Genomic DNA, 12,521 nt, shown 5'->3' with positions numbered 1-12,521 from the left:
GAGCAAGCACCGCGCACCCGCGGCCGAGAACCTACCTGCTCAGGCGGCGCCTGCCACCGAGGCCAGGTACGCCTCCGTCTTCTCCGGCTCGTAGAAGAAGTTCTCGAAGTCGGCGGGGTCGTTGAAGGCGTTGGCGAAGCGGTCGGCGACCGGCTGGAGCTGGCCCGCCGCGCCGATCAGGTTGAGGATGTGCTCCGGCGGGGGCGCCAGCATGGCGTTCGTCCACTTGGTGACGTGCTGGGCCGTGTTCCAGTAGCGGTCGAACGTCTCCTGCATCCAGGTCTCGTCGAACTCCTTCTCGCCCTGTTCGAGGATCGAGGCGAGGTAGGAGGCCGCGCACTTGGAAGCGGAGTTGGAGCCCTGGCCGGTGATCGGGTCGTTGGCGACGACGACGTCCGCGACGCCGAGGACCAGGCCGCCGCCGGGGAGGCGGCCGATCGGGTTGCGGACGGTGGGGGCGTAGCGGCCGGCGAGGGTGCCGCCGGCGTCGGTCAGTTCGACCTTGGTGGCCCGCGCGTACTCCCAGGGCGTGTACCGCTCCATGAGTTCCAGGGTCAGGGAGAGGTGCTCCGAGGGGTCCTTGACGCCGTTGAAGACATCCAGCGGACCGCCGGGTATGCCCTCCCAGAAGAGGATGTCGGCGGGTCCGGAGGTGGTCAGGGTCGGCATGACGAAGAGCTCGCCGACGCCGGGGACCAGGTTGCAGCGGACCGCGTAGAAGTCCGGGTGCTCGGGCCGGGGGCCGAGGCCGTGGACGTAGGCGACGGCGAGCGCGCGCTGCGGCTCGCCGTACGGCGAGCGGGAGGCGTCGCGGCCGAACATCTGGACCAGTTCGCCCTTGCCCGCCGAGACCAGCACCAGGTCGTAGGTGCGGGCGAAGTAGTCGAGGTCGCCGACCGCCGCGCCGTGGATGACCAGCTGGCCGCCGCGCTGTGCGAAGGTCTCCATCCAGCCGGCCATCTTGACCCGCTGGTCGACCGACTGCGCGTACCCGTCGAGCCTGCCCACCCAGTCGATGGCACGGGCCGCGGGGCCCTCACCCCAGGAGCCGGGGGCCGCGACCGAGACGCCGAGTCCTTCGATCTTCGGGGCCTGGGACTCCCAGAAGTTCAGCTGGAGATCGCGCTCGTGCTGCAGTGCCGTGTGGAACATGCACTGCGTCGACATGACCCGGCCGGAGCGGATCTCGTCCGCGGTCCGGTTCGACATCAGGGTGACCTCGTAGCCGTTGGACTGGAGGCCGAGGGCGAGCTGGAGACCGGCCTGGCCGGCCCCCACGACGAGTATCTTCCGCATGCGGTGGTGGCTCCTAAGGGTTCAGAAGATCTACCCGGGGTGCTACTCGGGGGTTTCGTCCAGCGCGTGGGCGACCAGGGACAGCAGCGTCTCGATGGCCGAGACCCGACGGCGGGCGTCCATGATCATTACAGGTATGTGCGGAGGGATCGTCAATGCCTCGCGCACGTCCTCGGGTTCGAAGCGCTCACTGCCGTCGAAGTGGTTGACCGCGACGACGTACGGCAGTCCGCAGCTCTCGAAGTAGTCCAGCGCCGGGAAGCAGTCCTTCAGGCGCCGGGTGTCCGCGAGGACGACGGCGCCGATCGCGCCGCGCACCAGGTCGTCCCACATGAACCAGAACCGCTGCTGGCCCGGCGTGCCGAACAGGTAGAGCACCAGGTCGTCGTCGAGCGTGATGCGGCCGAAGTCCATGGCCACGGTGGTGGTCAGCTTGCCGGGCGTGGCGGTGAGGTCGTCGGTCTCCTCGCTCGCCTCGGTCATCAGCGCCTCGGTCTGCAGGGGCGTGATCTCCGAGACGGCGGTGACCAGGGTGGTCTTGCCGACGCCGAAACCGCCCGCGACGACAATCTTCGTCGCGATGGGGGCCCGGCTGCGGTCCGTCTGCCAGGACCGCGGCTGCTCCTCCTCGTCGAGGAGCGGGTTGACGCCGGTGGCGTCAGAGACGGCGTAGTCCACTCAGCACCCTTTCCAGCAGAGCGCGGTCCGGACGGCCGACGCCGTGTCCGGTACCGGTTCCGTACACACGGATCTTTCCCTGGTCCGCGAGGTCGCTGAGCAGGACCCGGACCACGCCGAGCGGCATCTTCAGCAGCGCGGCGATCTCGGCCACCGTGCGCATGCGGCGGCACAGTTCGACGATGGCCTGCATCTCGGGCATCACCCGGGTGCTGAGGGAACCATTCGTCAGTTCCTTGCGCTCCTCCGGGGCCTCGAGCGCGGCCACGAACGTCTCCACGAGGAGGACGTGGCCGAAGCGGGTACGGCCGCCGGTGAGCGAGTAGGGGCGGACGCGGGCGGGTTTGCGGTCGCCGCCGCGTACCGGGAGGTTCTGCCTGCGGTTCTTCGGCGCGCTGCTCATCGGCCGCTCCTCGTCGCGTCGGCCTCTAGGGACTTGCGTAGCTCGGTGCGGAGTTCGGGGGTGAGGACGTGGCCGGCGCGGCCGACGAACAGTGCCATGTGATAGGCCACCACGCTCATGTCGCACTCCGCGCTGCCGTGCACCCCCAGCAGCGAGCCGTCGCTGATCGACATCACGAAGAGGCTGCCCTCCTCCATCGCGACCATCGTGTGCTTGACCGGGCCGAAGTCCATCAGCCGGGCGGCGCCGATGGTGAGGCTGCCGATGCCCGAGACGATGGTGGCGAGGTCGGCGGCGGAGCCGCGGGGGCCCTTGCGTTTCTCGGTCTGTGCCTCGCGGGCCGCCTGGTTCCGGCTGGTGTCCGAGGAGAGCAGGAGCAGGCCGTCGGAGGAGACCACCGCGACCGACTGGATCCCGGGCACCTCCTCGACGAGGTTGCTCAGCAGCCAGTGCAGGTTGCGGGCCTCACTGCTCAGTCCGAAGGTACTGGGCGCGGTCAACTGCTTGCCTCCTCGACTGTGCCCCCCGTGGCTTCTTCGGATACGGCTGTTCCGGGTACGGCTCGTACGCTGCTCGGCACCTGGTTCTGGCCGGTCTGCTCGGCGATCTCCGCCTCGACGTCACGCCGTCCCGCGTCGGCGCCCCTGCGGAAGCCGCCGAGCCTGCGGCGGAGGGCGTCCGCGTCGACGCCGGTGCCGCGCTGGCGGGGCGGTGGGGCGGGAGCGGTGATCTTGGGGGTGCGCTTGGGGAGGCCCTTGCTGGTGACCTCGTCCTCGGCGTCGCCGTCGTCCTCGGCCTCGGCGGTCGCGGGCAGGGGCAGCGGGCGGGAGTGCTCTTCGGCTGCGCCGAAGTCGTTCCCACCCGCACCACCTGTGCGGGCGGCCAGGTCGGGTGCGGGTGGCCCCGGTGGGGCGTACTCGCCGTCGGCGGCCGCGGGTTGCGGACGCGCGTGGTTGTCGGCGTCCACCGACTGCGACCCGGGCCAGTCGTCGTCCTCGACCCGCCGACGCCGCGGCCGGTCCTCGTCCTCGGGACCCAGCGACCCGGGCCAGTCGTCACCCTCGACCCGCCGACGCCGCGGCCGGATCTCGGCGTCGGCGGGGTGCGGCCGCTGCTCGGCAGCACCGGCCTGCGTCCGCTCCTCGCCGGGAACGGTCCGTGGCTGCGGCTCGGTCTCCTCGGTCGGCTCGGGATCCTGTTCCGTGAGCGGGACCAGCAGTTCCATCGTGGTCTCGGCAAAGGTCTCCGCCGGTGCCTTGGGTCGTACCGTCGGCTCCGGGTCCTGGGCCTTCGGCGCCGGCGCCTGCTCGTGGGCGGGCTGTTCGTCGGCCTCGCGTACCGCCTTCTCCGCCAGCGTCACCAGGGGGTCGCCGGACGTCGAGCGCCCGTACAGGACGTTGGAGTTGACCTCCGCGGCCGCGCCGGGGAGGGAGAAGGCCTGGGTGCCGCCGGGAGCCGTCGTGGCCTGCGGAACCGACGTCGCCGGAGCCGCGGCCAGCAGCGGCTGGGGCAGGACCACGACCGCCGCCACCCCGCCCTGCTTCTGCTCGCGGAGCTGGACGCGGACGCCGTGCCGGTGGGCCAGCCGGGCCACCACGTAGAGACCGAGGCCGAGACCGTCCTCGCCCTCCTGGTCGTAGGGCGACTCGGGGTCGAACTCGGCGAGGCGGCCGTTGAGGCGGACCATGCGGTCGGCGGTCATGCCGATGCCCTCGTCCTGGACGGAGAGCATGACCTCGCCGCTCTCCAGCAGCCAGCCGGAGATCTCGACGGGGACGTCGGGCGGGGAGGACGCGGTGGCGTTCTCCATGAGTTCGGCGAGGAGGTGGGAGAGGTCGTCGGCGGCGAAGCCGGCCACGTGCGCGTGCGGCGGGAGGGAGGCGATCCGGACCCGCTCGTAGCGCTCGATCTCGCTGACCGCCGCCCGGACCACGTCCACCAGCGGGATCGGGCCCGCGTGCTGCTGGACGTGTTCGGTGCCGGCCAGGACCAGGAGGTTCTCGCTGTGGCGGCGCATGACCGTGGCGAAGTGGTCGAGCTTGAAGAGGGTCGACAGGCGCTCGGGGTCCTGTTCGCGCTCCTCCAGGGTCTCGATCACGGCCAGCTGGCGCTCCACCAGGCCGAGCGTGCGCAGCGCGAGGTTGACGAAGGTGGAGCCGATGCTGGTGCGCAGCCGCTCCAGCTGGGCCGCGGCGTCGGTGACCTCGGCGCGCAGCTCCTCACGGGCGTCGGCCATCTTCTGGCGCTGGCCGACCAGGTGCTTGCGGTCGGTCTCCAGGGTGGCGATGCGGTCGTAGAGCTCCGTGGCGTGCGCGTGCAGGGCGTTGACGGAGCGGACGACCTGGGCGAACTCGTCGTTGCGGCCGGTGAAGGCGATCGGTTCCTCGGCGCGCGGGTCCTCGGCCCCGGCGAGCCGGGCCGAGCCCCGGCGGAGCACGGAGAGGGGGCGGGTGAGGCTGCGGGCCATGGCCGTGGCGATGCCGACCGCGACCAGCATCAGGGCGCCGATCACCGCGACGCGGATCTCCAGCGCGGTCACGTCGTCGTCGCGGAGCGCCGCGAGGTCCTTGGTGCGGTGGTCGTAGAGGGCCGACTCCACGCCCCGCATCAGGTCGACCCGGGCGGACAGCGCCGCGTCCAGCTTCTTGGTGCCGGTGGAGAGGTCGTCGTCGGAGAAGGTCGGCTGGTCGGTGAGGGCGGCCAGGTACTTGTCGGCGTCGTTGACGTCACCGCCGGTGACCGTGGAGTCGTACGAGTCGACGGCCGCCTTGGGCGCCGTGTCGTGGAAGTCGGCGAGGGCCGCGTCGGCGCGCAGCCTGGCCTGCTGGGCGGCCGCGGTGAGCGCGTCGCGCTGCTTCCTGTCGGCCTCGGAGGTGGTGGTGCTGGTGACGGGCAGACCGGTGAGGGGGCTGATCGTGGTCTGGGTGGTGCTGGGGATGTTCAGGGCGGCCAGCAGGAGGCCCCGGGCCGCCGCGGACTGCTGGACGGCGGAGTCCAGTTCGGCGAGCGCGTAGGCGCCGGAGCCGGCCCTGGGGGGCATCTGCTCGGCCAGTTGCCCGGCGAGCCGGTGCAGTTCGGTGATGGTCGCCGAGTACGCCTGGTGCGCTTCGAGGGCCGTGCTCTTGCCGGTGAGGGCGGAGCGGCGGACGGCGGCGATGCCGTCCAGGTCGGTGCGCAGCCAGCCGGGGGCGTCGGGGTCCGCGCGCAGGTCCTCGACCTGGCGGTCGACGCGGGCGCTGCGGTCCTCGGAGGGGGCCTTGGACCTGGGGCGGCCGGCCGCGATGTAGGAGGTGACCTCGTCGCGCTCGTCGGCGAGCGAGTTGGCGAGGGCCAGCGCGTCCTGGGTGCGGCCGGACAGGGTCACCAGGTCCTGGGAGTCGCTCAGCTGCCCGGAGGCGGTGAGCAGGGCGGGCGCTCCGGCTCCCGCGATCGCCGCGGCGACCACGGCCACGGCCACGATCAGCCGGGTGCGGACGTGCTTGGGGCGGCCGGTGCCGACGGGGGCCGCGGCGCCCGTTTCGGAGGCCGTCTTCTTGCCTGTGCGCCGAGGCCGCGTCTTCTGCACCGGTGCTCGCATTCCTGAACTCGTGTACCCAAGGGTTGGGTGGCACCCCGTCATGATTCCCGGCGTTCGGTGCCAAGTGGTGCACGCACCCGATGCGTGCGCCTGTATTTCGGTCCCCGACCCTCCCAGCGCCGGTAGGCAGTGGTCTCACATCACCCCACCCGCCACCCGAAGGAGTGAACATCGGACAGGAGTTGGCGGGCAAGTTCCGGCGGACCCTGCGGGGGCCTTTTCCGGCTGGCGGGTTGGACGCGGACGGCAGGCTTTGACAGGATTCGCCACCGCAGCTTCCCGGAGTGCGCCATTCCACCCCAAAACAGGCGGCTGACCTGCGGGGCCGCATCAATTCCGGGGTGGTTGCCAGCCTTTGGTGAAGCCTGTGGAGGGGTCGTGCAGACTGGCCGAATGCATACTGAGGTCGTTTCGGAACCCGGCGCCCCCGACCGCCCCAACGAGGACTTCGCCGCTGTCGGACTTCCCGCCTCGGGACAGGGGGGTTGTGTGATCGTCCTGGACGGGGTGACCCCGCCCAGGGACGGGACCGGGTGTCTGCATTCCGTCCCCTGGTTCACCGCGCGACTGGGCGGCGCACTGACCGAACTGACCGTTTCGCGAGGAGATCTGACGCTGCGGGAGATACTCGAACAGGCGATCGCCCGCACGGCCGCGGCACATGGTGACACCTGTGACCTTTCTCACCCGCGCACCCCTCAGGCGACGGTCGTGCTGAGCCGCTGGTCCGCGGAGACCGTGGAGTTCCTCGTCCTGTCCGACTCCGCGTTGCTCCTGAGGTCACCCGACGGCACGGTCACCCCGGTCCTGGACGACCGGCTCGACCGGGTGCCGCGCGCCTCGCTGGCCTCGGACGCGATCGCCGACGCCACGGTCCGCAACAAGGAGGGCGGCTTCTTCACGGCCGCCGCCGACCCCTCGGTGGCGGCCCGCGCGGTCACCGGGACCGTGCCCCGCGCCGAGGTCCGCGCGCTGGCCGCCCTCACCGACGGGGCGACCCGCTGGACGGAGAAGTTCCGGGAGGGCGACTGGAGCGCCCTCCTCGACGTCGTGCGCAAGGAGGGTGCGCGGGCGCTGGTCGGCCGGGTGCGGGAGCTGGAGGCGGCCGACCGGGAGGATCGGGTGTTCCTGCGGCGGAGCAAGACGCACGACGACGCGACGGTGGTGTACGCCGAGCTGTGACGCCCCCGGTGGCCGCCCGGTGGCGGCCTGATGCCGGCTACTTCTCCATGACGCCGTTCAACTGGCTCAGCAGCCGGGCCAGTTCCGCGACCTCGGTGCGGTCCCAGTGGGCGAGCTGGCGGACGTAGCGGCCCCGGCGGGCCTCGCGCACCGTGCCGACCCGGCGCCTGCCCTCGTCGGTGAGGGCGACCAGCCAGGCCCGCCCGTCGGCCGGGTCGGGCTCCCGGGCGATCAGGCCGAGCTCCTCCAGGGCGCGCAGCTGGCGGGACATGGTGGCCTTGCCGACGCCGACGTAGGCGGCCAGTTCGGTGGCACGCTGGCCGCCGCACTCGTCGAGCCGTACGAGCAGCCCGTACGCGGCGGACTCCAGGTCGGGGTGGACCTCCCGGGCCATCTCGCCCTGGCTGGCCCGGGCGCGGCGCAGCAGCACCGTCAACTCGCGCTCCAGGGCCAGGAACTCCTGGTCGGCACCGCTCGGCGTCAACCCGGTGGCGGCGCGCTGTTCGTCGCCCTTTTCGTCCTCGTGCACGTCAGCACCCCTGATCGGTTTCGCAGTCCTGAAAGTTTCCGTCAAGCCCCGTCATCGCCGCAGCTCGCCAAGTATTCCGCAGGCGTAGACCAACGGCAGCCTCCGGATCCCCTTCCCCGGGGTCCGGCCCGTGCGTAGCGTCCGCACCCAGGCCATTGCTGGCATGCCCACGCCATTGAGCCGCGTCGAGCCGTGTGACACTGCGTCGTGTCGCGCCGCGCGGAACGACCGCCTCTGGCATACCTGGGACCTCACCTCACCCCACGGAGGCACGTCATGCCCGTGCACAGACCCGCCCCCACACTCCTGACCGGCCTGCTGGTGCTGCTGCTCGCAGCACTCGCCCCGGTCCCCGCCCACGCCGACGCGTCCGGCCCGGCCGTCCCGGCCCGCGGCTCGGCGTACATGGGAATGGGCGTCCTGGCCCACGACGGCCGGAGCGGCACGCCCAAGACCGACCTCGCCACCCAGACCGAAGGCGTCGACGTCGCCAGCTACCAGGGCGACGCCTCCTGGTCGACCCTGCTGGGCAGCGGGGTCAGATGGGCGTATTCCAAGGCGACGGAAGGCACGTACTACACCAACCCCTACTTCGCCAAGCAGTACAACGGCTCCTACGACGTCGGCATGATCCGCGGCGCCTACCACTTCGCGACCCCGGACACCGCGGGCGGCGCCGCCCAGGCCGACTACTTCGTCGACCACGGCGGCGGCTGGTCCAAGGACGGCCGGACCCTTCCCGGCGTCCTCGACATCGAGTGGAACCCGTACGGCGCGGCCTGCTACGGCAAGTCCAAGAGCGGGATGGTCACCTGGATCACCGACTTCCTGAACCGGTACAAGGCCCGCACCGGCCGCGCCGCGGTCATCTACACGGCGACCAGCTGGTGGAGCGACTGCACCGGCAACTACGGCGGTTTCGGCTCCGCCAACCCGCTGTGGATCGCCCGGTACGCCTCGGAGGTGGGCACACTGCCGGCCGGCTGGTCGACGTACACGATGTGGCAGTACACGTCGACCGGGCCGTCGGTCGGGGACCACGACAAGTTCAACGGGGCCCTGGACCGGGTGGTGGCACTGGCCAACGGCTGAGCAAGCGCCCCGAAGGGGCGCGGGGCTGTTGTCGATGTGCGGCTCCGCCGCGTGGGCGCGACCAGCCACGACGGCGCCGCGGACGAACAACGGCGCACAGCGCGAAGGCCCGGGCCCCTCGCGGGAACCCGGGCCTTCTTCTGCATCCGGCAGCGTCCGTCACGCCGCTACCGGAACCTCCGGCGCCGCGCCGTTCGTGGCGGGCGCGAGCGCCAGCTCCAGGACCTGGCGGACGTCGGTCACGGCGTGGACGTCGAGCTTGTCCAGCACCTCGGCCGGGACGTCGTCCAGGTCGGCCTCGTTGCGCTTCGGGATGATGACGGTCGTCACCCCGGCACGCTGGGCGGCGAGCAGCTTCTGCTTCACGCCGCCGATGGGCAGCACCCGGCCGGTCAGCGAGACCTCGCCGGTCATCGCCACGTCCGTGCGGACCAGCCGCCCGGAGAGCAGTGACGCGAGGGCCGTCGTCATCGTGACGCCGGCGCTCGGGCCGTCCTTGGGAACCGCGCCCGCCGGGAAGTGGATGTGCACGCCCCGGTCCTTCAGGTCGCCGACCGGGAGTTCCAGTTCGGCGCCGTGCGAGCGGAGGAAGGACAGGGCGATCTGCGCCGACTCCTTCATCACGTCACCCAGCTGACCGGTGAGGGTCAGACCCGCCGCGCCCGTCTCCGGGTCGGCCAGGGAGGCTTCGACGAAGAGCACGTCGCCACCGGCGCCGGTGACCGCGAGGCCCGTCGCCACACCCGGGACCGCCGTGCGGCGCTCGGCCGGGTCCTGGGCGGACTCGGGCACGTGGTGCGGCCGGCCGATCAGGGCGCGCAGGTCCTCGTCCCTGATCGTGAACGGCAGCTCCCGCTCGCCCAGTTCGTGCTGGGCCGCGACCTTGCGGAGCAGCCGGGCGATCGAGCGCTCCAGGGTGCGCACGCCCGCCTCGCGGGTGTACTCGCCGGCGAGCTTGCGCAGCGCGCTCTCGTCGAGGATCACCTCGTCCTTGGCGAGCCCCGCCCGCTCCAGCTGGCGCGGGAGCAGGTGGTCACGGGCGATGACGACCTTCTCGTCCTCGGTGTAGCCGTCCAGGCGGACCAGCTCCATGCGGTCGAGCAGGGCCTCCGGGATCGCCTCCAGGACGTTGGCGGTGGCCAGGAAGACGACGTCGGACAGGTCGAGTTCGACTTCCAGGTAGTGGTCGCGGAAGGTGTGGTTCTGCGCCGGGTCGAGGACTTCGAGCAGGGCAGCGGCCGGGTCGCCCCGGAAGTCGGACCCCACCTTGTCGATCTCGTCCAGCAGGACGACCGGGTTCATCGAACCGGCCTCCTTGATGGCCCGCACGATCCGGCCGGGCAGCGCGCCGACGTACGTACGGCGGTGACCGCGGATCTCGGCCTCGTCCCGGACGCCGCCGAGGGCGACCCGGACGAACTTGCGGCCCATCGCGTGCGCGACCGACTCACCGAGCGAGGTCTTGCCGACACCGGGCGGGCCGACCAGGGCCAGCACGGCACCGCCACGGCGCCCGCCGATGACTCCGAGCCCCCGGTCGCTACGGCGCTTGCGCACCGCCAGGTACTCGGTGATCCGCTCCTTCACGTCCTCCAGACCGGCGTGCTCGGCGTCCAGGACCGCCTTGGCGCCCTGGATGTCGTAGGCGTCCTCGGTCCGCTCGTTCCACGGCAGTTCGAGGACGGTGTCGAGCCAGGTGCGGATCCACGAGCCCTCGGGCGACTGGTCGCTGGACCGCTCCAGCTTGTCGACCTCCTTGAGGGCGGCCTCGCGGACCTTCTCCGGCAGGTCGGCGGCCTCCACCCGGGCGCGGTAGTCGTCGGACTCCTCGCCGTCCTTGGCGGCGTCGCCGTTCAGCTCGCGCAGCTCCTTGCGGACCGCCTCCAGCTGACGGCGGAGCAGGAACTCGCGCTGCTGCTTGTCGACGCCCTCCTGGACGTCCTTGGCGATGGTCTCCGCCACGTCCTGCTCGGCGAGGTGGTCGCGGAGCTGCTGGGTGGCCAGCTTCAGGCGGGCGACCGCGTCGACGGTCTCCAGGAGCTCGATCTTCTGCTCGGTGGTCAGGAAGGGCGAGTAACCGGAGTTGTCCGCGAGCTGGGAGACGTCGTCGATGGCCTGCACCCGGTCCACGACCTGCCAGGCGCCGCGCTTGCGCAGCCAGGCGGTGGCGAGGGCCTTGTACTCCTTGACCAGTTCGGTGACATGACCGGGCACCGGGTCCGGGACGTTCTCGTCGATGCGGGTGCCCTCCACCCACAGGGCCGCACCCGGGCCGGTGGTGCCGGCGCCGATGCGCACCCGGTAGCGGCCGCGGATCAGCGCGCCCGGGTCGCCGTCGGCCAGGCGGCCGACCTGCTCCACGGTGCCGAGCACACCGGTGCTCGGGTAGGTCCCGTCGACCCGCGGCACCAGCAGCACCCTGGGCTTGCCGGGCTCGGTACGGGCGGCGGCCTGCGCGGCCTCCACGGCGGCGCGTACATCAGGGTCCTTCAGGTCCAGCGGGACCACCATCCCGGGCAGCACAACCTCGCCGTCGAGCGGCAGCACAGGGAGGGTGAGTGATGCGGACGTCGAAGCCATGATCTCCCCTTCGGCAGTCAACTTGAGCTATGTCGACTCAATGTTTGCGAGCCCAGAAATGTTCCCATGCATATGTTCGCTCTGAGCGATCAACTGCCGACCTGGCCGAACACGGTCCCACGCCCGTAAAAACAGTTGATCCGAGCGGGCTCATTCCCCGTACGGTCGGCCGATGACCGACACCGACCTCACCGCGGCCCTGCTGGCTGCCTACGACGCCCAGATGCGCGCCGTCCAGCCCGTCCCCGCCCCCGGGATCACGTACGAGCACGACGGTCCCGCCCTCCGGGTGGTGGGCCAGCACCGCGGCTTCGTGACCGGGCCGCGCGACTGGGGCGGCGTGCGCGGCCTTGAACTGGACGCGCTGATCGCCCGGCAGCGGGACTTCTTCGCGGCGCGCGGCGAGGCGGTGGAGTGGAAGACGCGCGGGCACGACGACCCGGCGGACCTCCCCGACCGGCTGCGTGCGGCGGGCTTCGTGCCCGAACCACGCGAGACGGTCGTGATCGCCCTGGTCGAGGACCTGGCCGTGGCCGCACCCGCCCTGCCCCCGGGCGTGACCCTGCGCCGGGTCACCGCCGATGCGGACCTGGACCGGATCGCCGCGCTGGAGACGGCGGTGTGGGGCGAGGGCATGGCGTGGATCGCCGGGTACCTGAGGGGCCGGCTCACGGTCGCCCCCGACGACAACGAGGTGTACGTCGCCGAGGCCGCCGGAGAGGTCGTCTCGGCGGCCTGGATCGCCTTCCGCCCCGGCACGGACTTCGCCATGCTGCTGGGCGGCTCCACCCTGGCCGAGTGGCGCGGCAGGGGCGTCTACCGCGCGCTGGTGGCCCTGCGAGCGACCCGCGCGGCAGCCCGGAACGTCCCCTACCTCCTCGTGGAGGCCTCGTCCGCCAGCGCTCCGATCCTCCAGCGCCTGGGCTTCACAGCGATCACGACCACCACGCCGTACATCTGGACCCCGGCCGACTGAAACGCGCCCCAAAGGGGCGCGGGGAACTGCGCGAGCAACCACGACGCCTCCGCACCCGGCAACCGACCGCCATCCACAACGGCGCATCGCCCCGCCCGGTCCGGCACCGCCGGACGACGCCGTCGGGGCTGAGCACCGTTGCGGCGGGAAATGAGGGTGCTCACCGCCACGACTCCGCAAGGCCCTCGCTACACCACCGCAACGCAAC

At 71.9% G+C, this 12,521-nt stretch carries 10 protein-coding genes; 3 read left to right on the top strand and 7 right to left on the bottom strand.

Annotated elements, in window-relative coordinates; all coding sequences use genetic code 11:
- Nucleotides 1-39 precede the first annotated feature (39 nt).
- Genes ACZ4UV_RS18915 through ACZ4UV_RS18895 form a run of 5 tightly spaced genes read right to left on the bottom strand, consistent with a single transcriptional unit; the run spans nucleotide 40 to nucleotide 5,942 of the window.
- Entirely contained in the window at nucleotides 40-1,296 is a 1,257-nt protein-coding gene (locus ACZ4UV_RS18915) for a styrene monooxygenase/indole monooxygenase family protein (protein WP_467839073.1), read from the bottom strand.
- A 42-nt stretch (nucleotides 1,297-1,338) separates the two neighbouring features.
- A complete protein-coding gene (locus ACZ4UV_RS18910; protein WP_390048901.1) occupies nucleotides 1,339-1,974 on the bottom strand; it encodes a GTP-binding protein in 636 nt (211 codons plus the stop codon).
- Nucleotides 1,955-2,377: a DUF742 domain-containing protein gene (locus ACZ4UV_RS18905; protein WP_351502609.1), complete on the bottom strand. Its 423-nt coding sequence runs from the start codon at nucleotides 2,375-2,377 to the stop codon at nucleotides 1,955-1,957. Before ACZ4UV_RS18905 ends, ACZ4UV_RS18910 begins: the two co-directional genes overlap by 20 nt.
- Nucleotides 2,374-2,877, bottom strand: coding sequence for a roadblock/LC7 domain-containing protein (locus ACZ4UV_RS18900; protein WP_451021296.1), 504 nt, complete (start codon nucleotides 2,875-2,877; stop codon nucleotides 2,374-2,376). The genes ACZ4UV_RS18905 and ACZ4UV_RS18900 overlap by 4 nt, the downstream gene beginning before the upstream one ends.
- Nucleotides 2,874-5,942: a sensor histidine kinase gene (locus ACZ4UV_RS18895; RefSeq protein WP_467839068.1), complete on the bottom strand. Its 3,069-nt coding sequence runs from the start codon at nucleotides 5,940-5,942 to the stop codon at nucleotides 2,874-2,876. Before ACZ4UV_RS18895 ends, ACZ4UV_RS18900 begins: the two co-directional genes overlap by 4 nt.
- A gap of 405 nt (nucleotides 5,943-6,347) precedes the next feature.
- On the opposite strand from ACZ4UV_RS18895, the gene ACZ4UV_RS18890 reads away from it, so the two are divergent.
- Nucleotides 6,348-7,136 carry a hypothetical protein gene (locus ACZ4UV_RS18890; protein ID WP_467839065.1) on the top strand — a complete coding sequence of 263 codons (789 nt, stop codon included), beginning with the start codon at nucleotides 6,348-6,350 and terminating at the stop codon, nucleotides 7,134-7,136.
- Nucleotides 7,137-7,173: 37 nt separating this feature from the next.
- Here ACZ4UV_RS18890 and ACZ4UV_RS18885 read toward each other — a convergent pair whose 3' ends face one another.
- Nucleotides 7,174-7,665 (bottom strand): MarR family winged helix-turn-helix transcriptional regulator, encoded by a 492-nt coding sequence (locus ACZ4UV_RS18885; protein WP_351502617.1) that lies wholly within the window; start codon nucleotides 7,663-7,665, stop codon nucleotides 7,174-7,176.
- 276 nt (nucleotides 7,666-7,941) lie between these two features.
- On the opposite strand from ACZ4UV_RS18885, the gene ACZ4UV_RS18880 reads away from it, so the two are divergent.
- Complete coding sequence (locus ACZ4UV_RS18880; RefSeq protein ID WP_451021298.1) at nucleotides 7,942-8,757, top strand: lysozyme; 816 nt, start codon at nucleotides 7,942-7,944, stop codon at nucleotides 8,755-8,757.
- 159 nt (nucleotides 8,758-8,916) lie between these two features.
- Here ACZ4UV_RS18880 and lon read toward each other — a convergent pair whose 3' ends face one another.
- Nucleotides 8,917-11,337 (bottom strand): endopeptidase La, encoded by a 2,421-nt coding sequence (gene lon / locus ACZ4UV_RS18875; protein ID WP_390048889.1) that lies wholly within the window; start codon nucleotides 11,335-11,337, stop codon nucleotides 8,917-8,919.
- Between the two features lie 172 nt (nucleotides 11,338-11,509).
- Here lon and ACZ4UV_RS18870 point away from each other — a divergent pair, with 172 nt between their 5' ends.
- Nucleotides 11,510-12,313 (top strand): GNAT family N-acetyltransferase, encoded by an 804-nt coding sequence (locus tag ACZ4UV_RS18870; RefSeq protein ID WP_467839060.1) that lies wholly within the window; start codon nucleotides 11,510-11,512, stop codon nucleotides 12,311-12,313.
- The last annotated feature ends 208 nt before the right edge of the window (nucleotides 12,314-12,521 follow it).

The organism is Streptomyces sp. NPDC028289 (assembly GCF_055565975.1).
This window is presented reverse-complemented; position numbering and strand designations above follow the sequence as displayed.

Coding starts and splice junctions, on each gene's coding strand:
- ACZ4UV_RS18915 (WP_467839073.1), bottom strand. CDS start 1,296: ATGCGGAAGATACTCGTCGTGGGGGCCGGCCAGGCCGGTCTCCAGCTC.
- ACZ4UV_RS18905 (WP_351502609.1), bottom strand. CDS start 2,377: ATGAGCAGCGCGCCGAAGAACCGCAGGCAGAACCTCCCGGTACGCGGC.
- ACZ4UV_RS18890 (WP_467839065.1), top strand. CDS start 6,348: ATGCATACTGAGGTCGTTTCGGAACCCGGCGCCCCCGACCGCCCCAAC.
- ACZ4UV_RS18880 (WP_451021298.1), top strand. CDS start 7,942: ATGCCCGTGCACAGACCCGCCCCCACACTCCTGACCGGCCTGCTGGTG.
- lon (WP_390048889.1), bottom strand. CDS start 11,337: ATGGCTTCGACGTCCGCATCACTCACCCTCCCTGTGCTGCCGCTCGAC.
- ACZ4UV_RS18870 (WP_467839060.1), top strand. CDS start 11,510: ATGACCGACACCGACCTCACCGCGGCCCTGCTGGCTGCCTACGACGCC.